The organism is Fusicatenibacter saccharivorans (assembly GCF_015557635.1).
Taxonomy (GTDB): Bacteria; Bacillota; Clostridia; order Lachnospirales; family Lachnospiraceae; genus Fusicatenibacter; species Fusicatenibacter saccharivorans.
The window spans coordinates 101,296-122,178 of the sequence record NZ_JADNOP010000006.1 but is presented as its reverse complement, the minus strand read 5'-3'; the positions used below and the strand labels follow the sequence as shown (position 1 = coordinate 122,178).

The window sequence follows — 20,883 nt, the reverse complement described above, 5'->3', positions numbered from 1 at the left end:
TCCGTTACCTTCCTGACCAGTTTTCGGTCGGCAGATCGATGCGGTTTAAAATTTCCTCGATCACCGATTCTGCGGCTCTTCCGTCGTCTGCGCCGATCTGCATGGTGAGACGGTGTGCGAGTACCGGAACAGCCACGGTCTTGAAGTCCTCCGGCACAACGTAGTTTCGTCCCTGCACCAGCGCGTGGCCCTGTACGGCACGTAAAAATGCGAGTGTTCCACGCGGGCTCACACCGCTTGCAATTTTGCTGTTGACTCTCGTCTCCTGTACGACGCGGACGAGATACTGTACCAGTTCCGGATGCAGATAGACTTCTTTACACGCCTCCTGCAGGGCACGGATTTCTTCTTTTTGGCAGACGGACGACAGCTCAGCGAGCGGCTCCTCGGTCAGGAAACGGGCGATCATCTGTGTCTCTTCCGCCGGGCTTAATGCTTCCATCGAAAGTTTCATTAAAAAACGGTCCATCTGCGCCTCCGGCAGCGGGAAGGTTCCGAGTGTCTCAAGCGGGTTCTGCGTGGCGATGACGAGGAACGGCTCCTCGAGCGGCCGTGTCACACCGTCTACGGTGATCTGGCGCTCAGCCATGCACTCGAGAAGGCTGCTCTGCGTCTTCGGCGTTGCACGGTTGATCTCATCGGCAAGCAGAATGTTGCAGAAGGCAGGGCCTTTCGAGAAGACAAACTCTCCGCTTTTGGCATCAAAATAATTGAGACCGGTGACATCGGACGGCAGTAAGTCCGGTGTGAACTGGATGCGGCCGAACTCTGCCTCGACGGATTTCGCAAGGGATTTCGCCATGACCGTTTTTCCTGTCCCCGGGACATCCTCAAGCAGGATATGACCTTTGGCAACAAGGCAGGTCAGGACAAGCTCGATCGTGCGCTCGTTTCCGATCATGACCTTTGCAATATTTTCTTTTAATTGCTGCAATACATTATTTTCCATGTTTTGCTTCCTCCAACAGTAAGATTTAATAAAAAAATCCACCCCTCGCTGCTCTGTTTTGTAAGAACAGCACGATAAATTTATTTTACAGCACATATTTTCGGAAGACAAGCAGAAAAAGGACGATGCTGTACATACTTTTCACAGCATCGCCCTTTACGGTTTCTTCTATAAATTAGCTTGTCTCTTACAGTGCTTTCCGGTACAGCGCCTCGATGTCCTGCTGACAGGACGCTCTCGGGTTGACGGCGATGTTTCCGCTCTTCATCGCATCTACCGCCATCGGCACGATTTTGCTCTCGATCTCCTCTGCTGTCACTTCTTTTCCCTTTGCCGCCTGGCGGATCGCATCGGTCAGGCTGGCCGGGATTCCGATGGCTGCGGTCAGCTCGCGGATCGCGCCGACCAGCATCATTGGCTCAAATTCATCGGCGTATGCCGGGATTTCGCTGATGTAGTTGTAGATCTTCAGATATCTTCCATGGTCTGCCAGTGCATTGTACTCTGCGATGACCGGAAGCAGAACGGCATTTGCCACGCCGTGCGGCACATCGAAGAAGGCGCTCACAGGATGACTCATTGCATGGACATTTCCAAGTCTTGCGTAGGAAAATGCAATACCCGCGAACAGCGAACCGGTCAGCATCGCCTCTGCGGCTTCGAGATCGGTTCTGCGCGCCACGAAACGGCGGATATTTTTACCGATCAATTCCATCGCTTTTTCTGCCATGGCATCGGAGAACGGAGATGCGGCTGTGGAAATATAAGCCTCCTCCGCATGGATAAAGGCATCGATACCGCAGGCTGCCGCAACGGATGCCGGAGCGGAAGTTAAAAGTTCCGGATCAAGAATGGCATACTCCGGCAGAAGTTCATAGCTGAATACGGTCAGCTTGTAATCTCTGCTGTGGTCGGTGATCACGGAAAATGCGGTCACCTCGGAGCCGGTTCCCGCAGTCGTCGGAATGGCAATCAGCGGGACAATTTTTCCCGGCACTTTGTGTGCGCCTTCGTATTCCGTGATGCTTCCGCCGTATTTTGCCGTCACACCGACGGCCTTTGCTACATCCATCGGAGAACCGCCGCCGAGTGCTACGAGAAAGTCTGCGTCGGAAGCAAGATAGCTCTCGGTTGCTTTTTCTACTGTCGTCACAGACGGATTCGCCTCAATATCTGTGAAAATATCGGCTGCGATGCCTGCCGCTTTCAGGCTGTCCGCTGCTTTGTCCACAACGCCCATTTTTTTCAGGGTAGGACCGGAAAGAATCATCGCATGGGTTCCGCCCATCTTCTTGGCACACTCCGGCAGTTTGGCAAGCGTTCCTGCTCCGACAATAATATTCTGTGGAATCGAAAATTCGAATGGATTCATCTTATTTTTCCCCTTTCTTTCAGAAAGCGTGCCGAAAATTTTTCTTTCCGACACGCTTTGTTTTATCCTATCTCAGCTTCAGCCAGCCATTTTGGCAAGAACACGGTCGATCGCTGCATCGATAACAACGTCGAGTTCCGCATCGTCTGCCTCCGGCATCAGGGACGCTGCGTCCTCGTCGGAGATCAGCTCGATCAGGCTGCCGAACTTCTCTTTATATTTGAACTTGCAGACTGCAAAAAATACAACACCGAGGAGGCTCCAGCCGCCTACCATCAGCCACTCCTGCCATACCAGTGTTCCGCCGGAACCAGGAATGCAGTAAACAAGCACCATGCATCCGGACATCAGAACCGCCATCGTTCCAACAAATTTGTATGCCGGAACACGGTACGGACGCGGCATATCCGGTTCTTTCTTCCGCAGGATCAGGAAGGAAAGAGATACCATACAGTAGGCAAGACAGCATCCAAAGTTACCTGCATCACAGATCCACACCATCATGCCTCGTCCTGCAAACGGAGCCAGCATAGTCAGCGCGCCGATCAGGAACAGGGCGTTGATCGGAGTTTTGTGCTGCGGATGAAGCTTTGCGAACATCGGCGGAATCATGTAGGATTCAGCCATAGAGTACAGAGCACGGGAACCGCCGATCATAAAGGAGTTCCAGGATGTGATGATACCGCACATACCGCCGACGATGATGACTTTTGCCATAACCGCTGTACCGAACGCTTTCGCCATCGCATCTGCTGTGACAAGTCCGGTTCCTGCTTCCGAGCTCAGGATTTCGGACGGGTTCAGCACATAGCCGACAGCCAGGATAACACAGGAATAGAAAACAACAGCGAGTACAACGGAGAGAATCATCATTTTACCGATTTTCTTTAACGGAACGTTGATTTCCTCTGCTGCCTGCGGGATAACGTCAAAGCCGATGAAGAAGAACGGGGTAACAACAGCAACTTTGATGATGTTCTGGAACATCGTTCCGGTGCTCTCGCCGACGAACATCTGTCCCTGCAGATTGCTGGAATCTCCGTTGATCACGGATGCCACAATCAGAAGGATACCAGCGCCGCCGATGATACAGGTAAGGACCGTCTGCAGAACGGCTGCTGTTTTTGCGCCCAGCACATTGATCAGTGTGATGAGGAACGCTACAATAACGGCTACGGCTACCCAGGAAGCATAGATATCAAATCCTGCCACGCTGTACATATAGCCTTTCAGGAATCCCGGCCACAGATACGTGATGATGGTTGGGAAGGCGCACGCCTCGAAACACGTAACACTGACGTATCCTAAAATAATCGCCCAGGTACAGATGAACGAACCGTTCGGGCCCATCGCCTTGTAGCTGAAGACGTGCTCGCCGCCGCACTGCGGCATCGCTGCAGTCAGTTCTGCGTAAGTCAGTCCGATGAAGAAGATCATGACACCGCCGATCGCAAACGCAATTGAAGCTCCGACAACGCCGCCCTTCTGAATCCAGCTTCCTGAGGATACGACCCAGCCCCAGCCGATCATGGCTCCGAAAGCGATGACGAGAATATCCCATGCACCTAATACTTTGTCAAATTCTGATTTTTTCTGTTCCATGGCTTATTCCTCCCCGCTTCCGTATTTCTTCTGAATCAGTTCCTCGAGATACTCCGCTGTGCCCTCCACACCAAGGAATGCACTGTTGATCAGAATGTCTCGGTTGTGCCGGTCTCCGCGGTTGCTGCCGGTCAGCGCCAGATGACGCTTGTGATACCGTTTGTCCTTCTCGAGCAGCAGAATTTTTGCATCGCTCTCGGAAAGGCTGTGGCTCTTCATGATATTCTGAATGCGGATCTCATCCGGTGCATAGATAAAAGCCCGGAGGAGCTTGATATCTTTGCTGTCCTTTAAGATGTAATCCGCGGATCGTCCGATGATGACGCAGGCCTCTTTTTCTGCCAGTTTCCGGATGATCTGCTTCTGTACATGAATCGCACGCTCGGTCAGGTCCGCATATTTTGAGAAGGATCCACGGACATCGCCCTCGGCTCCTTTTCCGGCAATCGTACCGCCCTCTTCTACACGGTTCATGATGTCTTTCGGAATTCCGACTTCTTCAATAATCTGATCCACCAGATCGCGGTCGTAGAACTTAATTCCGAGATCCTCCGCAATTTTCCTGCCGATGGCATTTCCTTTGGCTCCGTACTCGCAGCCGATTGTGATAACCAGATGTCCCATACCGTTTTCCTCTCACATTTAATTTCTCTGTTTTACCTGTTGTTTCCGATTCACAGAATGAAAAGAAAAACAGGACAGGGGCGAAGCATGGTTCTTTGCTTTTTGACGTCCTTGTCCTGTTCTTTTCACGCTATGAGATTTTCTTTGTTTCTATAAGAATTCTTTATTTTTCCAGAGCTTTTACGGTTTCTTCGATGATAGCAACTGCCTTGTCGCAGTCCTCCTCGGTTACGATAAGCGGAGGGATCAGACGAATGATGTGCGCTCCGATGGCGGTGATCAGCAGATGGCGGTCAAGGCAGCCATGTTTGACTTCTACGCCGCTGATGATATCATCAAACTCTACGCCGACCAGCAGTCCCTGATGTCTGACTTCTTTGACATGCGGCAGTTTTGCTAATTTTTCTGCGAAGTAATCACCGACTTTCTTTGCATTTCCGGCAAGGCCGCGGTCGATCAGTTCGTTGACTTCTGCCAGTGCTGCTGCACAGCTGACTGGATGGCCGCCGAAGGTAGTTCCGTGAGATCCCGGGGTAAAGGCTTTTGCTACTTCAGCTGTTGCGCAGATTGCACCAATCGGCATTCCGCCGCCAAGACCTTTTGCCATGGATACGATATCCGGTTTGATGCCGTAGTTCATGTAAGACATTACCGCACCGGTTCTGCACCAGCCGGTCTGTACTTCATCAATCAGAAGCAGCATGTCGTTCTCATCACAGAACTTCCGGAGTCCCTGCATGAACTCTTTCGTTGCCGGATGAACACCGCCTTCGCCCTGTACCGGCTCAACCATGATGGCAATGGTGTTTTCGGTACATGCATCTTTGAAGGCCTGCAGATCATTGTACGGTGCGTAGGAGAATCCGTAGGTCATCGGTCCGAATCCAACCTGGCATCCGTTGCCCGGCTGACCGGTTGCAGACATGGCACCGAAGGTTCTTCCATGGAAGCCCATCTTTGCGGTTACGATGTGGTAACGGTTCGGGCCGTATTTCTCGATGCCGTACTTTCTTGCCATTTTGATCATGGCCTCGTTCGCCTCGGTACCGGAGTTCTGATAGAAGATCTTGTCCATGCCGATGGTCTCGCAGACTTTCTCAGCAAGCAGTGCCTGCGGGATGGTGTATGGATAGTTGAAGGTATGCATGATATCGTCGAGCTGCTCTTTTGCTGCTGCAACAACTTTCGGGTTTCTGTTTCCGGCGTTGTTTACGGCGATTCCTGCGTAAAAGTCAAGATACGGCGTTCCGTTTTCGTCGTACATGTACATCCCCTCTGCGGTTTCTGCAAGGAAATCGAAACGCTCGTAGGTCTCGATCATGTACTTGTTTACTTTGTCTTTGATGTCCTGAACCGTTAATCCTGTGTCTTTTAATCTCATAGTGTTATCCTCCCATAGCGTTGAAAAGATTTTTTAAATAAAAAACAAAAAAGCAAAGACTACTCGTTGGTAAGCGTCTTTGCTTTGTTTTTCGTTTATTATTTTGTACAACCATACAATAGCACCACTCCCTATATTTGTCAATTACTTTTTTTTAAAAAGTTTTTTATTTTTATTTTTTTTTAACACCCGCTTTTTCTATTTTTTTTGATGTTTTTTCGTCTTCCGCCGTATTTTTTTCATATCCGTTGTTTTTTATTCTGATGTTCCAGCGGATTTCTGTCCATTATATTGAACAGTTCATTCAAAAAAAGAAAGCCTGTTATTCTGCGGCTTTTAGTGATAGTCGAGAAAGAAACACATGCAGCTCGTCTTCTCCGTCCCTCTGTTGCGGTAGATGTGGGTCTGGTCTGTCTCGAAACGGAATGCCTGCTTCAGGTGGATCTCATGCTCTTTTCCATTGCACTCCACGGTCATCACGCCGTCTGTCACCACCAGGTACTCTCTTGTTTTCTCTCCGTGGCCGCCGCTCACATACGTTCCGCCCGGTTCGATGTCGATACGGTAGATTTCCACAAGCCGCGTGTCCTCATACGGAAAGCACGTCCACACAGTGTACTGCCCCTCCAGCTCTTTCGTCGGAACCAGATCCTCCGGTGTCACAAGATAACTATCCACCAGCGGCGTTGCAATCAGCTCCTGAAATTCAATCCGCAGGCCGCTCGTAATCTTCCCGAGCACGCCAAGCGACGGGTTCGCCGTTCCCTTTTCGATCTGCGAGAGCATACTCTTGCTGACCCCGGTCTGCTCTGAGGCCTGGTCGAGACTCATCCCTTTCGACTGCCGGATCCGTTTCAGATTGACTGCCACATTTTCTGTCAGATAATCCATGTTCTTCCACCTGCCTTTCTTCGTATTTCGCTCATTGTAGCACACCTTCCTCCGATATTCCAGTGAATATTTTTAAACTTTCTGCCGCCTTTCCCCGCTTCGCCTTTCTTTTCTTCCTTTATCCGCCCGGGTTTCAGGCGCTTTTCTCTGCCTTTCCCAGGAAAAGCGCCCTTCCGCCGGATTTGTATTTTTGTCAGACCTTTTCCATCCGCATCTGCCGCAGAATCTTCTTTTCCATCCGCGACACCTGCACCTGCGAAATCCCCAGTTTTCCGGCGATCTGCGCCTGCGTCATGTCCTGAAAATAGCGCATGTAGATGAGCTGCCGCTCCTTCGCGGGCAGTCGTCCCAACAGCTCTTCCAAGAAAATCCGGTTCAGCAGCTTTTCCTGCCCGTTCTCTTTTTCCGGAATGCGGTCCATCAGAGAAATATCGTGGTTTTCCCCCTGATAGATGGTCTTCTGCAGCGATTCCACCTCCGCGCCGGACTCCATCGCCTCCACGATTTCTTCCACGGTAACATCAAGCTCCCCCGCTATCTCCGCCAGCGTCGGATCGCGCCCGTTCTCCCGCTCCAGCCGCTCACGCACCGCATACGCTTTCCACGCCAGTTCCCGGATCGGGCGGCTCACCTTCACCATCCCCTCCGACCGCAGAAACCGCCGGATCTCCCCCGCAATCATCGGAACCGCATACGTCGAAAAACAGACTTCAAACGAAGGATCAAATTTATCAATCGCCTTCAACAGCCCAATGCTCCCGATCTGGCACAGATCCTCCATCTCCACCCCGCGGTTTGCAAACCGCCTCACCATGCTCCAGACCAGTCCCATATTTTCCTCTGCCAGTGTATCCCTTGCCGCTTTATCCCCTTCGTGTGCCTTTTCGATCAGGGCAAGCGTATGTTCCATGCATTCTGACTCCTATGACTTCCGATCCGGCCCTTACATTTCCGGATGCACACCGATTTTCCGTTTCATCACCACTTCCGTCCCCCATCCCGGATGCGACCTTACTTCCAGCTCATCCATAAACGCCTCCATAAACGAAAACCCCATCCCCGACCGCTCCAGCTCCGGGCAGGTCGTAAACATCGGCTCCATCGCCTTCTCCACATTTTCAATCCCGACGCCGGTATCTTTTACCGTCACCTGAAACACCTTCTCCTCCAGATCCAGCACACACTTCATCTGAATTTTCCCTTTTTCCTGCCGGTATCCGTGAATCATCGCATTCGTAACCGCCTCCGAAATCGCCGTCTTGACATCCGCCACTTCCTCCACCGTCGGATTCAGCTGCGCCAGAAACGCCGCCGCAGACACCCGCGCAAAACTCTCATTGCAGGGACGGCTCTCAAATTCCAGCGTCATCGTATTCCACCGCATCTTCTCTTCTGTTTTCATCCTTTCTCGCATCATCCCATTCCCCTTTCTGCCCACTCCCCGTCCAAAACCTACTTCCACGTCTTCTCCTCTTCCACCTCAATCACCCGCGTCACCCCCGACATCACCAGAATCCTCCGCATCCGCTCTCCCACATGCACCGCTCTCACCTTCCCGCCAATCAGCTCCATCTCCCGAAACCTCCCCATCACCAGTCCAATCCCCGAACTGTCCATAAACACCGTCTTCCGAAAGTCAAACACCACCTCCCTCACATTCCTCTCCACCAAAATCTCCCCCGCCTCCTCCCGAAGCCGGTCAGCCACAAAATGATCCACCTCTTCCGGAAGCCGAATCGTCATCACCGCATCCTTCACCCAAACACGATTATCCATTTCCCATCCTCCCTCTTTCCTGTCATAAAATAAAAAACACAAAAGATTTTTCGCCGTAAAGCGAATTTCATCTTTTGTGTTTTATCTTCTCACTTTTATACTTTTTTGCCCTTCGTCCCACGCAACCTCCGCGTAGTCAGTGGTATCAGCCCGACGAAACAGCGCCGCATCTCCTGCGGCATTCTGCCCCGTGGGCATCCGTCCTCACTATTCCTCCGTCTTCACAGTCCCCCCCAGCGCCTCAATCTGCTGCTCGGCCTTAGTAGCCTTCTGGGTTCCCGGGAACTTATCGATGATCTCCTGGAACACCGAAATCGCATTATCGGTATCCCCACTCAGCCGATACGCATGCGCCAGATAGTTAAGCACCGTATAGTCACTGTCGTTGATATTCTTAGCCTTCGAAAGCTTATCAATCGCCTCCGTGTAATTCGAATCATCAAACGCACTGACGCCAGAATCTGAGAGTTCCTGGAACATCGTCGACTGCATGCTCTTGTAGATCGTATCGTAAACGGCTCTTGCATCTACAGAGAGGGCCTCCGGGTTGACCTCCGTCAGTGCATTGGTTGCATTGCTTGTATTGCCCTGCTGCTGCGCTTCCACTGCTTTCAAAAGGTTTTCATACGAAGCCACCGTGTCCTGTGCCGTCTGGATCTGCTGCTGGGCAGATGCCGTCGTTTCGTTCAGGGAATCCACCTGGCTCTGAAGCTGATTCAGCTGCGCCTCCTGGCTCGCCATTTTTCCGCTGTATTCCACAACCTTTTCATCCGCCTGGCGGTTAATTCTCTGCGTATTCGCCGGCCCGACGAGAAACCACACAACCAGTGCGCCGAGCACCAGTCCAATGCCGATATTCAGCATGGTAGCCGCTGTAGACGTCTCGCGGAACGTCGGCGGAATAATCACCGTATCGCCGCTTACTACCCGCTCTCTTTCGTCCTCTCGCTGCTCTTCCGTCCGCTCCCTGCGTCCGAACCGCCTCGGCTCCAGCGATGTCTGCGTACCCGTCTGGAAGTCAACCTCCTTCAGGAAACGCAGCGTCGTCGAATTTGTCTTGTCAATTTTCGCCGCCTTTTTCAGAATCTTCCGCGCTTTCTCATACTCACCCTTGTGAATATAAATCAGCGCCAGCAGATGATATCCCTTGATCAGCTTCGGATTCTGGTTCAGAATCTTGCGCAGCTGGATCGCAGCCACATCCTCATTGTTCTCGCGGCAGCATTTCAGCGCACTGTTGTATTTCTTGATCGTCTGATTGATCATATCCAGCTTCGCCTGCTCCGCCTGCAGCGTCGCAATATACTCCGTCGCCACATTATTCTCCGGCATAATATTCTTGCTGATGATCCACTCACTTAACGCCGCAACCGCTTCACCCGTCTCAAAATAGACAAGGCCTAACAAGTTCCGCGCATGGATATTGTATTTGTTAAACTTCAGGCTCCGCCGCAGCATATCGATCGCTCCGGAAAGATCCCGGATCTCCGCCTTGTCGAGGCCCAGATTATAGTACATGTTCGAAAGAGAAAAACATTTTCTCTGTACTCTCAGGTTAAAACCACAGTTGGGACAAATCTCCATTCCGACATCCACAACTGCTTTACAATTCATACAGTTCATTCCGGCACCTTACTCTTCCTTTTCCGCTTCTGTCTCGTTTTCCTGTTCCGGCTTGTCGTTTTTCATCATTTCTTTCAAAATGTCGATCACATCCGTCAGATCACGGCTGTAAATCGCATCCTCCACCTCGTCCACATCGAGACACGGTTTAAACTTCTTCAGTTCTTCTTCGTAATTTAACATAAACAAAAAATTCCTTCCTGTATTCGCTAACCATTCCGCTTTGCAAGATATGCTTTCAATTCGCCCGCCAGATACAGAGAACCCACGCAGAACAGCATGCCGCTGCCCTTTTTGCCCAGTGCCTTCTCATACGCTGCCCCGATCTCCGGTTCCGCGCAGACATCCGTGCATCCTGCTTTTCTGAAGTCCTCTGCAAGCACTTCCGCCGGTACGACGCGGCTTCCGTCGATCTGCGTTGCAACAACATGGGACGGATGGATGCCCTCGCAGATTTCACCGATCATCTCATGATAGTGCTTGTCTGCAACTGCCGTGAACAGAATCGTGATCTCGTTTTCTTTCGCAAAATAGCCTGCCGTGCTGACAAACTGTGCAATGCCGTCCTCGTTGTGCGCGCCGTCGATAATGACGCCCGGCGCAGCCATTTCCATACGGCACGGCCATTTGATCTTCGAAAGGCCTTCCGCAAGCACATTCTTAGGAATGTCGTGCACGTCCTGCAGAATATGCATCGTGTAAAACGCAAGGCTTGCATTCATCATCTGGTATTTTGCCACGTACGGAATCGCAAGCTCTGCTTTTTCGCCGCCCGGGTATGCAAAGGTAAAGGTGATGCCCTCACGGCTCTGTGTTTTCATCTCATAGAACGACGGCTCCATTGGCCATGCCGGGCTTCCCATCTCTTTCGCCTTTGCGGCAATGACAGAAGCCGGACCTGGCTGGCTGGCGTCGTAGATCACCGGGACACCGGCTTTGATGATGCCGGCTTTCTCTCCCGCAATCGCCTCGAGGGTGTCGCCAAGATACTCGGTATGGTCGCGGCTGATGGACGTGATGATGCATGCCAGCGGCTTTTCGACCACATTTGTCGCATCCAGCCGTCCGCCAAGGCCGGTCTCCATGACCAGATATTCCACGCCGGCTTCTTTGAAAATCAGCATTCCCATCAGGAACAGCGTCTCAAAATAGCTCGGATGGCCTTCGCCCTCCGCCTCGTATTCTTTGGCTGCTTTTTCCACTTTGAGAAATGCGTCAAGAAACTGCTCATCCGACACATCTTCCCCGTTGATCTGGAACCGCTCGTTGATGCGTACAAGGTGCGGGGAGGTAAAAAGTCCTGTCTTTTTGCCGCCTGCAAGCAGCATCGCATTCAAGTACGCGCAGACGCTTCCCTTTCCGTTCGTGCCCGCCACATGGATAATTTTGATCCCTTCCTGCGGATTCCCAAGGCGCGAAAGAAGCTCCCTCGTATGTTCCGGCGGATGCTTCACCGTAAATTTCGGTATTGTTTCGATATAATCAACTGCTTCTGTATAATTCACCTTATTTCACCATTCTTCAGTATTTTAGGGCTGCTTTCAGACCCTAGTATCATTATAATCGAGTGACCGGATATGTCCATAGCAATTTTCAAAATTTTGTCCCGACTTTTCGACTTTCTCCGTAAAAAGATACAGTGGGACGTCAAAATCCGCCCCACTGTATGATCTTTCGGACACTCTTTTTAATTCTGCAGACCGCCGTCTTCGGCCGGTTTATCGCTGTTTTCTGTTTTTGACGGCTCAATCTTGTCGCCTTCGCCCTCCGGCGCACCGGACGGCGCTGCCGTCAGTTCATCCTGCGGCGCTGTGCTTGTGCCCGCATTCTCCTGTGTCACGTCCGTTTTCGTGCTGTCCGGGTTCGGCGTCGGCGTCGGTGTAGATACCGTTTTTGGCTCTTCATACATCATCGGCTCTGTCCTTGTCAGCACCTTCTTCGTCGAGCTGTTGCTCTGCTGCGCGATTGTAATCTGATCACCGTCTTCCAGGGTCAGACTATGCACCATCAGAATCGACGGGCTGACATAAACGGTATCCTGTATCTCCTCGTTGACTTCCACACGGCTCGATGCCGTAAAGTTTTCTCCGTAAAAATACCAGGTATCTTCTCCGGATTTTTCAATTCGTTCCAGTGTTACCGGCAGAGCACCCATCTGCAGCTTCACACGCTCATACGGTGTCTCTCCGTCTTCTCCGTAAACGTACCGTTTTCCATACAGCATATCATACTGCAGCACCTCGAGATCCACCTGATAATTCTTCGTATTCCGTCTCGTCTGATGATACCGGAAAATGGTTCCGTCATGAATTCCCACACGGTTCATAACCTCTGCTGCAATCTGGTAGGAAGCAATGTTTTCCTGTTTTCTTTTCAGTCCCATATTATCCCATATTACGTATTCGGTCTGATACAGATAGCGGTTCTCCAGATCTTCTACTTTCAGTCCCATCGTTGGCAGATGGTCCCCGTACATCACAAGTACCACCGGCTCCGGATAATCCGCAAGCTTTGTCGTCAGCTCTTTGACAAATTTGTCCATCTCATGGATCTGATTTACATAATATTCCCAGGAGTAATTATTTTTTTCCCGGTCTTCCGCGCCTGTCACTGTAATCTCCGGATCGTCAAGCACCGGCTCTGTCGGATAATCACCGTGGCCCTGTACCGAAATCGTATAGATATAATCCGGTTCGTCTGTCGCATCGAGCGTTTTTATGATCTCTTTTGTCAGAATATGGTCTTTTACCCATCCTGTCGCCGTCACATCCGAGATATCCGGCATATATTCCTCCGAGGTAAAGGTATCAAAACCAAGACGTGAGAATACACTTCTTCTGGAATAGAAGTTTGCTTCATTGTTGTGGATCGCATGGGTCGCATAGCCAAGATTCTTTAAAACATACGGCGCACTCTCACACGTCTCCTCTGAAAGCACCGATTTGTACGGATACTCACCCGCTCCGAAATACCGGAGGCTCATGCCGGAAATAGTTTCAAACTCTGTGTTTGCTGTTCCGGCTCCCACCACCGGCACGCGGAGATAACCGGAAGAATAATCCTTCATCAGCTGCCGGTAATACGGGATCGGATCCTCGGAAATGTTGAGGAAATTAACCAGCTCCGGATCGAAAAAGGACTCCAGCTGCAAAAAGATAATATTCGGTTTTACCGTATCATCCTCTTTTTGTTCGCCTTCACTCGTCTCAATCTGTTTCACGAGCTGTTCGGAATAGCCGTTCGGCTCTGAAATTCCCGTATCAAACAGGGTGACTGCCAGACAGTACGGATAGCCGTAATCCTGGTAGGCAAATGCGATGTTGACGAAATAGCTGGAAAGCACACGCTTTGTAAGCGCCAGATTCGTTGCTCCCGTAAAGAGTACAATTACCAGAGCAATCAACGGCACATTCAGATACCAGCGGATTTTCCCCTGAAATTTCGGTCCTTTGATCCAGACCCATACAAAAAATGCCAATAATGCCACAAGAGCTGCCGCAACGAGGATCATGGTACCTTTCGACAGATACTTCGTCACGACCTTGGCACCATCGCTTAAGTTCCGCAAATCCGGCCCGGTAAACGGTGTGACGCGGTTCGCCAGAATCACACCGTTGATGATACCGAGCAGCAGCCAGAAACAGCTCATGATGAGCCGCACCAGCACACGTCTGCGGAACAGATAAACTACCATAAAAGTAGTGAAGATCAAAAATGCATTATACAAAAAGACCCAGGGGCTTTCCACCATGTAGCTCCACGCTGCCGCAAGCGAATGGCGGGAAAATGCTTCAATCACCAGGTACAGAATACAGCACCCCAGAGCCTGCAGCGGCAACGAGAGCCAGTTGCAGACTTTCACTACGGTTTCCTTGTTTCCATGCAGTTTTCTTTCTTTATTCATTTATTTTTTCAGCTGCTCCAATCTTGTCTGAACCTGCTCCATCATCTGCTGATAGTTCGCCAGTTTTTCTTTCTCTGCCTGAACTTTTGCTTCCGGAGCTTTGTTGATAAAGTTCGGGTTGCCAAGCATGCCGTTGGAACGTGCGATCTCTTTTGTCAGACGCTCTTCCTCTTTCGTAAGGCGGGCGATCTCTTTTTCCAGGTCAACCAGCTCGGCAAACGGAATGTAGATCGTTGCCTGCGGGATCACTGCGGATACCGCATCGTCTGCGATGCCGGCTTTGTCTGCCTGTACGTGAACTTCGCTTGCTCCTGCCAGAGTTCCGAAGAATACAGCACCGTTTTTGAAGGTTTCCTGTACAGCAGCATCTTCCGTTACAACGAATACGCTTGCTTTCTTTGACGGCGGTACGTTCATACTGGTGCGGACACCACGGATGCTTCTTACCGCCTCTTTCATCATCTCAACGGCTGCCTCATCCTCTGCGTATGCAAAGTCTTCGGTCTCTTTCGGCCATGCGGCGATCATGATGGAATCCTCGTCCGGATTCAGTGTGCAGTAGATTTCCTCTGTGATGAACGGCATAAACGGATGCAGCAGCTTTAATGCATTGCCAAGAACGGTTTTTAAGGTCCACAGTGCAGCGCCCTTCGTCTCGTCGGTCTCGCTGTACAGACGCGGTTTTACCATCTCGATGTACCAGTCGCAGAATTCCTCCCAGATAAAGTCGTAAACCTTCTGTACGGCGATACCGAGCTCGTAGCGGTCCATGTTGTCCGTTACTTCGGTTGCCAGGGTATTGACTTTGGAGAGAATCCATTTGTCTGCCAGTGTCAGTTTGTCTTTTGGCATCTTGGACGGAACCTCTGCTTTTTCCAGGTTCATCATGATGAAACGGGAAGCATTCCATACTTTGTTTGCGAAGTTACGGCTGGCTTCTACACGCTCCCAGTAGAAACGCATATCGTTTCCAGGTGCATTACCGGTCATCAGCGTCAGACGGAGCGCATCTGCGCCGTATTTATCGATGACTTCCAGCGGATCGATACCGTTTCCGAGGGATTTACTCATCTTGCGTCCCTGGGAATCGCGAACGAGTCCGTGAATCAGTACGTGGTGGAACGGAACCTGTTTGGTCTGCTCCAGCGCGGAGAATACCATACGGATAACCCAGAAGAAGATGATGTCATATCCGGTTACGAGAACATCTGTCGGATAGAAGTAATCAAATTCCGGTGTTTTCTCCGGCCATCCTAACGTGGAGAACGGCCACAGCGCAGAACTGAACCAGGTGTCCAGGGTATCCGGGTCCTGGATGAGATGGGTGCTGCCGCATTTCGGGCATTTTTCCGGCATTCCGCCTCTTACAACGGTGATCTCGCCACAGTCATCACAGGTATAAGCCGGGATACGATGGCCCCACCAGAGCTGACGGGAAATACACCAGTCGTGGATATTGTTCAGCCAGTTCTGATAAATCTTGCTGAAACGATCCGGGATGAAGTTTACTTCCCCGTTCTTCTCTGCTTCGCTGGCAGCGGCAGCCATATCCGCCATTTTTACAAACCACTGCGGTTTAATCATCGGCTCTACGGTTGTCTTACATCTGTCGTGGGTTCCTACGTTGTGAACGTGATCCACTACTTTTACAAGAAGGCCAAGCTTCTCGAGATCCTCTACCATGGCTTTTCTTGCCTCGTAGCGGTCCATGCCGGCGTATTTGCCGCACTTGTTGTTCATGGTTCCGTCATCGTTTAAGATGTTGATCTCTTCGAGGTTGTGGCGTTTTCCTACCTCAAAATCGTTCGGGTCGTGTGCCGGTGTGATTTTTACGCATCCGGTTCCGAACTCTTTGTCTACGTAAGCATCTGCGATAACCGGGATCTCACGGTCGGTCAGCGGAAGCTTCAGCATTTTTCCTACGATATCTGTATATCTTTCATCCTCCGGGTTGACAGCCACTGCGGTATCTCCAAGCAGAGTCTCCGGACGGGTGGTTGCGATCTCTACGAAACGGCCTTCCTCGCCAACTACCGGGTAGTTGATATGCCAGAAGTGGCCTGCCTGCTCCTGATATTCAACCTCTGCATCGGAGATGGAAGTCTGGCATACCGGGCACCAGTTGATGATGCGGCTTCCTTTGTAGATCCATCCTTTTTCATACAGACGGCAGAATACTTCTTCTACGGCTTTGGAGCATCCCTCGTCCATGGTGAAGCGTTCTCTCTCCCAGTCTGCAGAGGAACCGATCTTCCTTAACTGGCTGTTGATGCGTCCGCCGTACTCTTTTTTCCACTCCCAGCAATGCTCCAGGAATTTTTCGCGTCCGATTTCATCTTTGTCGATGCCCTGCTCTTTGAGCATATTGGTAACCTTTACCTCGGTTGCGATCGCCGCATGGTCGGTACCCGGCTGCCAGAGGACTTCATATCCCTCCATCCGTTTGAAACGGCAGAGAATATCCTGCATGGTATTGTCAAGTGCGTGGCCCATGTGAAGCTGTCCGGTTACGTTCGGAGGCGGCATCATAATGGTAAACGGTTTTTTGTTCGGGTTTACAGTGGCGTGGAAATATCCTTTATCCAGCCATTTCTGATACAGTCTGTCCTCGAGTCCTTTCGGATCGTAGGTCTTTGCGAGTTCTTTGCTCATGAGATCCTCCTTTTATGTTTGGTGTATTGTGGTATTTATTCCCGCAGAGGCTTGTCTTAAATCAAAAACGCCCTTCACATACACATAACATGCATGCAAAGGGCGAAAATTCCGCGGTACCACCTTAATTTGTATCTCGTTTCGGAGTCTGTAACGTGACTCATGCGTGAGAACCTAATCATCACATCTTCTGTGCTTTTCAGCTCTCCGGTTCAGAAGCTACCTTCCATGACCACCTTCCCGGACAGCCTTTCAGCCGGTGAACCGTCCTCTCTTTTGGGGCCTGCCATGTACTCCTCTTCCTCATAACCTTTTCTTTTTCTGTTGGAATAGAAACTGCATTTATCATAATCGCGTTTTTTTATTTTGTCAAGCCGCCGCGGGCAAAAACCTTTCTTCTTATGGAAGTTTTAAGATTTCACGCGCTTATTTTCGGTGAATCCGCGATGCACAGTACTGCATTTCTGCGCGGCCGTACGACGCGTAGCGGACCTGTTCTTTCGAAAACGGCTTCGCATTGCTTGGCCGTCCCAGGTTTTCGCCGTGGATCACCTGATCCACAAGGTCGATGAGATCTGCGAGAACGCCGAGGCTGAGCGGATTGTAAACCGGATGCGCCGTCGATTCAAACACCTGCGTGTGATGACCGCCGAAGAATTTCATGCGGCCGCCCCTCTTCACAAGCCACACCATCAGTCCGACCAGCCCGTCGTAATACTCTTCCAGGCTCGTTCCGCCCGGCACCTGCATCCAGACACCGCAGCCGCTTCCGATCGCATCTCCGGTGAACAGGTAATTCTGTTTCGTCTCCAGCACAACAACGCTGCCCGGCGTATGGCCCGGTGTCTGACAGACGGCCAGCTCTGTGCCGCCGAGCGGAATCACGGAATCGGTACGGATGTCATGAATCTCCTCCCACGGTTTTAATTTTCCCGCTGTCAGTACGCTGAGCGTCTCCGGGTCCATCTTCTTTTCGTCGTGGCACATGTAAACCTCGTTGAACTCATCGATATGATACATGTGATCCGGGTGCGCATGCGTGATAACCAGCAGCAGAGGCTTATCTGTCAACTCCCTTATCACCGGCAGAATCTTTGCGCCTGCTGTGATGCCGGTATCAATCACAGCCGCTTTCTCTTCTCCTTCTACCACATAGAACGACGAATTTCCCGCGTCAAGAATACAGTAAATTTTTTCTCCGATTTCTGTTATCTGAAAACCTTCCATTTTGTAAAACCTCCCTTTTGTTCACCGGAACATACTGAACCCTATGTTGAATAAAATCCCCATAACAATAATAATAACCCAGATCAGAGCTGCAATTCTTGCTTTTGGCGTATGGGACTGTGTTCGGAGCGGCTCAGGAAATTCCCCTTTTTTCTCCCAGTCGGCAATCCGTTTTTTTGCCTCCTCTGCCTGTTCTTCCTTCACATAAACAACGCGTCCCTGATACGGTATTCCAGTTGTAATCTGCAGAATTTCTCCGGCTCCTTCGCTTTTTCCATAAGCCGTGATTCCATGACGCTGCAGCATCTTTACCATCTTTTTTGTAGTCTGTTCATCTACCGTACGATACACCTTTCGATACCCCATATCTTTCCCTCCTGTGCTTTGTGCCTTAGATCCACCTTCCGCTATTTTATGCTATTTTCTTTTTTTCTCTCAGCATCATCACCCACGCAATCCGTAATCGAAGTTGATTGTGAGCAGCATCGTAATCTGGCCAAGTGAAATATGATATCAATGTCCTGCGTTCTCTTCCCCGATGATAATCGAAAGCAGCGTATGATCCAGCATGATCGTGCGGTTCCACGGATTGAAAATCACACCGCTGATCTCCTTTGTTTCGGATGCCATGTGGATCAGCTGTTCCAGACTCACGAGAAACGTAGATTTCACGCTGCTGCTCCCCTTTAATTCCTCATCAAAGCTCGTAAACGCGGCCCACCAGACTTTTCCGTCTGCGCTCTTTACCGTTCCGATCCGGATCTGATCGTCGCCGGATGGCGGTTCCACGGAAAGAATCGCCTGTCCGCCCTCTTTCATTCTGCGTCGGATCACCGTCAGCACGTGTGCCAGCAGTTCCGGCGTCGGCTCCTTTTGCAATTCCAGAATTGCTTCCTCTATCTTTTCATTCCCCTGCAGACCTTCGTCTTTTGGAGTATCTGTTTCTTTTGCCATTGCTCTTGTCCTTTCTTTTTCGCTTTTCCCACACAGAATCTGTGTACCATCATCCCCGACAGCTTCGGCACTTCCGATGACCTTTACTCTGCGCCTACCCAGATGCCATCTTCCCCGCAGAATCTGCACTCTTTTGATAAATCCAAAACGTTTTCCATCCGCTTTAAGATCTGATCGTACTTCCCTTCCCGCATCAATGCAATCGTCACCGGATCCGTTCCGATCTGCAGATGGCGGAAGCCGCGTTTTCCTTCCTCCGTCCACGGCAGAGTCAGCTCCAGTTCAAAGCCGCCGCTGCTTCCGTACAGCTCACCCGGCTGTTCGTCCGCAAACAGCTCGAAAAACGGCTGATAATATGCCTTGAAATAATTCTCCTCTGGAAACCAAAGTGTACCGTCCCCGGTCCGCTCCGGCTCTTTTACAACGGCATTCAGATAGCCTCTCTCGTAATACGTCATGCACGCCGCACTCTTCGCCAGCGGATTTTCATTGATCTTCTCGATCTCCGACGCCGCCCGGCATCCGTTTCCAAAGGCCGCCTGGCTGTTCTCGCTCCTGCCGACCGGCTCCCAGACGCTCCATGCGTTCTGCTTTCCGTATCCGATCAGATCCTGGCGGTATGCACCGTTGTATTTTACAAATTTTTTCTCCCCCGGCTGCTCGATCAGGTTCAGCGGTACCATACAGTCAATTCCGTACAGCTTCTGCGCAATCAGCCGCGTGTAGATGATGCCGAGATAATGACAGATTGCACTGCGCTCCGCCGTGTCGAGATACATAATCTGCTCCGCTTTTGCCAGCTGGTCGCCGCGTGTTTCGAGCACACTCTCCACCATCGCAATCCGTGACTGCAGCTCCGCCTTCCGTTTTCCGCGGTAGCGCGCCGACAGACGGCCATACGGCATCGTGCTTGCAAGAACCGCGTGCAGCAGCTCCAGGTTTGTGTATTTGATCATAATATCTTTCTTATTTAAACCGAGCTCTGCGTCGGTATCGACTTCCGTCACATTGATGATATATGTTTTTTCTTCGGTCAGTATCATTTGTTTTGCCTCTCTTTTTCAGTACTCTCTTCCATGCTCCTTCAGCCAGCTCTGCCACACTTTGTAATCGGGCATCTGCTGTGCCACCACCGCGTAAAACCGCGCGGAATGGTTCATCTCTTTCTGGTGCGCCAGCTCGTGGATAACGACGTAATCCATCACGCGCTCCGGCATCAGCACCAGTTTCCAGTTGTAGTTCAGGTTTCCGGCGCTGCTGCAGCTGCCCCAGCGGGTTTTCTGCTCACGAATTGTGATTCTGCCATACGTTACGCCCATCTCTTTTGCAAAATGTGCCGTCTTTTCCGCCAGCATCTGCGCCGCACGTTTAACCGCCGCTTTTCGTTCTGCTTCCGTCAGACGGTTCGCTGCTTTCTGCTCTGCGGCCGCCAACGCTTTTTCCCGGTGTGTGTGAATCCAATCCTGTTTTTCTTTTAAGAATGCTTCGATTTTGTATTTTGCCATCCGTTTCGGTGCGCGCACCACCACGCTTCCACCCGCTTTGACCTGGACGGCGAGCGTTTTGCGGGCGGAATACACGATCTCATAGGGAATCTGTTTTAAAATCCGTTCTGCGCTGTCTTTCTGTTCCATTTATTTTTCCTCAAAAGCTGTCTGTTTTACCATTTTTTTACCTGTTTTTCATTATACCTTTTTCCCGGCGGAAACGCAATCGGATTGCTCACAGAAAAAAACGCGAGCAGAATCACCGTTTTTCTTCCGGCAATTCTGCTCACATTTTTCTTTCTCTTATTTCAGCTCAATTTTTTTCTGCTTTCTTCGGATGCACAGCCTCACAAATAAAATCGCCGCCTGCACACAGAGAATCATCACCAAAATTCCAATCATGGACAGCGCTGTTGCCCCCAGTCTGATCAGTTTTCCCAT

Annotated in this window: 20 protein-coding genes and 1 other annotated feature; all 20 genes read right to left on the bottom strand. The window is 50.8% G+C overall.

Features of this window, described 5'->3' with window-relative positions; all coding sequences use genetic code 11:
- Positions 1–4: 4 nt before the first annotated feature.
- Entirely contained in the window at positions 5–949 is a 945-nt protein-coding gene (locus tag I2G42_RS06915) for an AAA family ATPase (RefSeq protein WP_195530892.1), read from the bottom strand.
- 187 nt (positions 950–1,136) lie between these two features.
- Positions 1,137–2,321, bottom strand: coding sequence for an iron-containing alcohol dehydrogenase family protein (locus tag I2G42_RS06910; RefSeq protein WP_195530891.1), 1,185 nt, complete (start codon positions 2,319–2,321; stop codon positions 1,137–1,139).
- Positions 2,322–2,399: 78 nt separating this feature from the next.
- Positions 2,400–3,923 (bottom strand): APC family permease, encoded by a 1,524-nt coding sequence (locus I2G42_RS06905; protein ID WP_055219995.1) that lies wholly within the window; start codon positions 3,921–3,923, stop codon positions 2,400–2,402.
- A 3-nt stretch (positions 3,924–3,926) separates the two neighbouring features.
- Positions 3,927–4,547 (bottom strand): cytidylate kinase-like family protein, encoded by a 621-nt coding sequence (locus I2G42_RS06900; protein WP_117509835.1) that lies wholly within the window; start codon positions 4,545–4,547, stop codon positions 3,927–3,929.
- Positions 4,548–4,710: 163 nt separating this feature from the next.
- Positions 4,711–5,928 carry an aspartate aminotransferase family protein gene (locus I2G42_RS06895; RefSeq protein WP_055228042.1) on the bottom strand — a complete coding sequence of 406 codons (1,218 nt, stop codon included), beginning with the start codon at positions 5,926–5,928 and terminating at the stop codon, positions 4,711–4,713.
- A gap of 336 nt (positions 5,929–6,264) precedes the next feature.
- On the bottom strand, positions 6,265–6,819 hold the full coding sequence (locus tag I2G42_RS06890; RefSeq protein ID WP_055228043.1) for a helix-turn-helix domain-containing protein: 555 nt from the start codon (positions 6,817–6,819) through the stop codon (positions 6,265–6,267).
- A gap of 193 nt (positions 6,820–7,012) precedes the next feature.
- Positions 7,013–7,729, bottom strand: coding sequence for a SigB/SigF/SigG family RNA polymerase sigma factor (locus tag I2G42_RS06885; protein ID WP_055220004.1), 717 nt, complete (start codon positions 7,727–7,729; stop codon positions 7,013–7,015).
- A gap of 33 nt (positions 7,730–7,762) precedes the next feature.
- Positions 7,763–8,233 (bottom strand): anti-sigma F factor, encoded by a 471-nt coding sequence (spoIIAB, locus tag I2G42_RS06880; protein WP_270423031.1) that lies wholly within the window; start codon positions 8,231–8,233, stop codon positions 7,763–7,765.
- A gap of 38 nt (positions 8,234–8,271) precedes the next feature.
- A complete protein-coding gene (locus tag I2G42_RS06875; RefSeq protein ID WP_022461763.1) occupies positions 8,272–8,595 on the bottom strand; it encodes an anti-sigma factor antagonist in 324 nt (107 codons plus the stop codon).
- 207 nt (positions 8,596–8,802) lie between these two features.
- A complete protein-coding gene (locus I2G42_RS06870) occupies positions 8,803–10,209 on the bottom strand; it encodes a tetratricopeptide repeat protein (RefSeq protein ID WP_195530890.1) in 1,407 nt (468 codons plus the stop codon).
- A gap of 18 nt (positions 10,210–10,227) precedes the next feature.
- Complete coding sequence (locus I2G42_RS06865; protein ID WP_022461761.1) at positions 10,228–10,401, bottom strand: hypothetical protein; 174 nt, start codon at positions 10,399–10,401, stop codon at positions 10,228–10,230.
- 26 nt (positions 10,402–10,427) lie between these two features.
- Positions 10,428–11,723, bottom strand: a complete 1,296-nt coding sequence (locus tag I2G42_RS06860) for a bifunctional folylpolyglutamate synthase/dihydrofolate synthase (RefSeq protein ID WP_055228045.1) — start codon at positions 11,721–11,723, stop codon at positions 10,428–10,430.
- Positions 11,724–11,905: 182 nt separating this feature from the next.
- On the bottom strand, positions 11,906–14,122 hold the full coding sequence (locus I2G42_RS06855) for an LTA synthase family protein (RefSeq protein WP_070103230.1): 2,217 nt from the start codon (positions 14,120–14,122) through the stop codon (positions 11,906–11,908).
- Entirely contained in the window at positions 14,123–16,774 is a 2,652-nt protein-coding gene (locus I2G42_RS06850) for a valine--tRNA ligase (protein ID WP_055228046.1), read from the bottom strand. It abuts the gene before it with no gap.
- A 95-nt stretch (positions 16,775–16,869) separates the two neighbouring features.
- Positions 16,870–17,090: a binding site (T-box leader), on the bottom strand.
- Positions 17,091–17,200: 110 nt separating this feature from the next.
- Positions 17,201–18,001, bottom strand: coding sequence for an MBL fold metallo-hydrolase (locus tag I2G42_RS06845; RefSeq protein ID WP_055228047.1), 801 nt, complete (start codon positions 17,999–18,001; stop codon positions 17,201–17,203).
- A 21-nt stretch (positions 18,002–18,022) separates the two neighbouring features.
- Positions 18,023–18,367: a putative signal transducing protein gene (locus tag I2G42_RS06840; RefSeq protein WP_055228048.1), complete on the bottom strand. Its 345-nt coding sequence runs from the start codon at positions 18,365–18,367 to the stop codon at positions 18,023–18,025.
- A 147-nt stretch (positions 18,368–18,514) separates the two neighbouring features.
- Positions 18,515–18,955, bottom strand: coding sequence for an SseB family protein (locus I2G42_RS06835; RefSeq protein ID WP_055228049.1), 441 nt, complete (start codon positions 18,953–18,955; stop codon positions 18,515–18,517).
- A gap of 83 nt (positions 18,956–19,038) precedes the next feature.
- Positions 19,039–19,998, bottom strand: coding sequence for a hypothetical protein (locus I2G42_RS06830; protein ID WP_055228050.1), 960 nt, complete (start codon positions 19,996–19,998; stop codon positions 19,039–19,041).
- An 18-nt stretch (positions 19,999–20,016) separates the two neighbouring features.
- Positions 20,017–20,589, bottom strand: coding sequence for a M48 family metallopeptidase (locus tag I2G42_RS06825; RefSeq protein ID WP_082424951.1), 573 nt, complete (start codon positions 20,587–20,589; stop codon positions 20,017–20,019).
- A gap of 156 nt (positions 20,590–20,745) precedes the next feature.
- The gene (locus I2G42_RS06820; protein ID WP_156327580.1) at positions 20,746–20,883 is read right to left on the bottom strand and encodes a hypothetical protein; all 138 of its coding nucleotides are present in this window, start codon (positions 20,881–20,883) and stop codon (positions 20,746–20,748) included.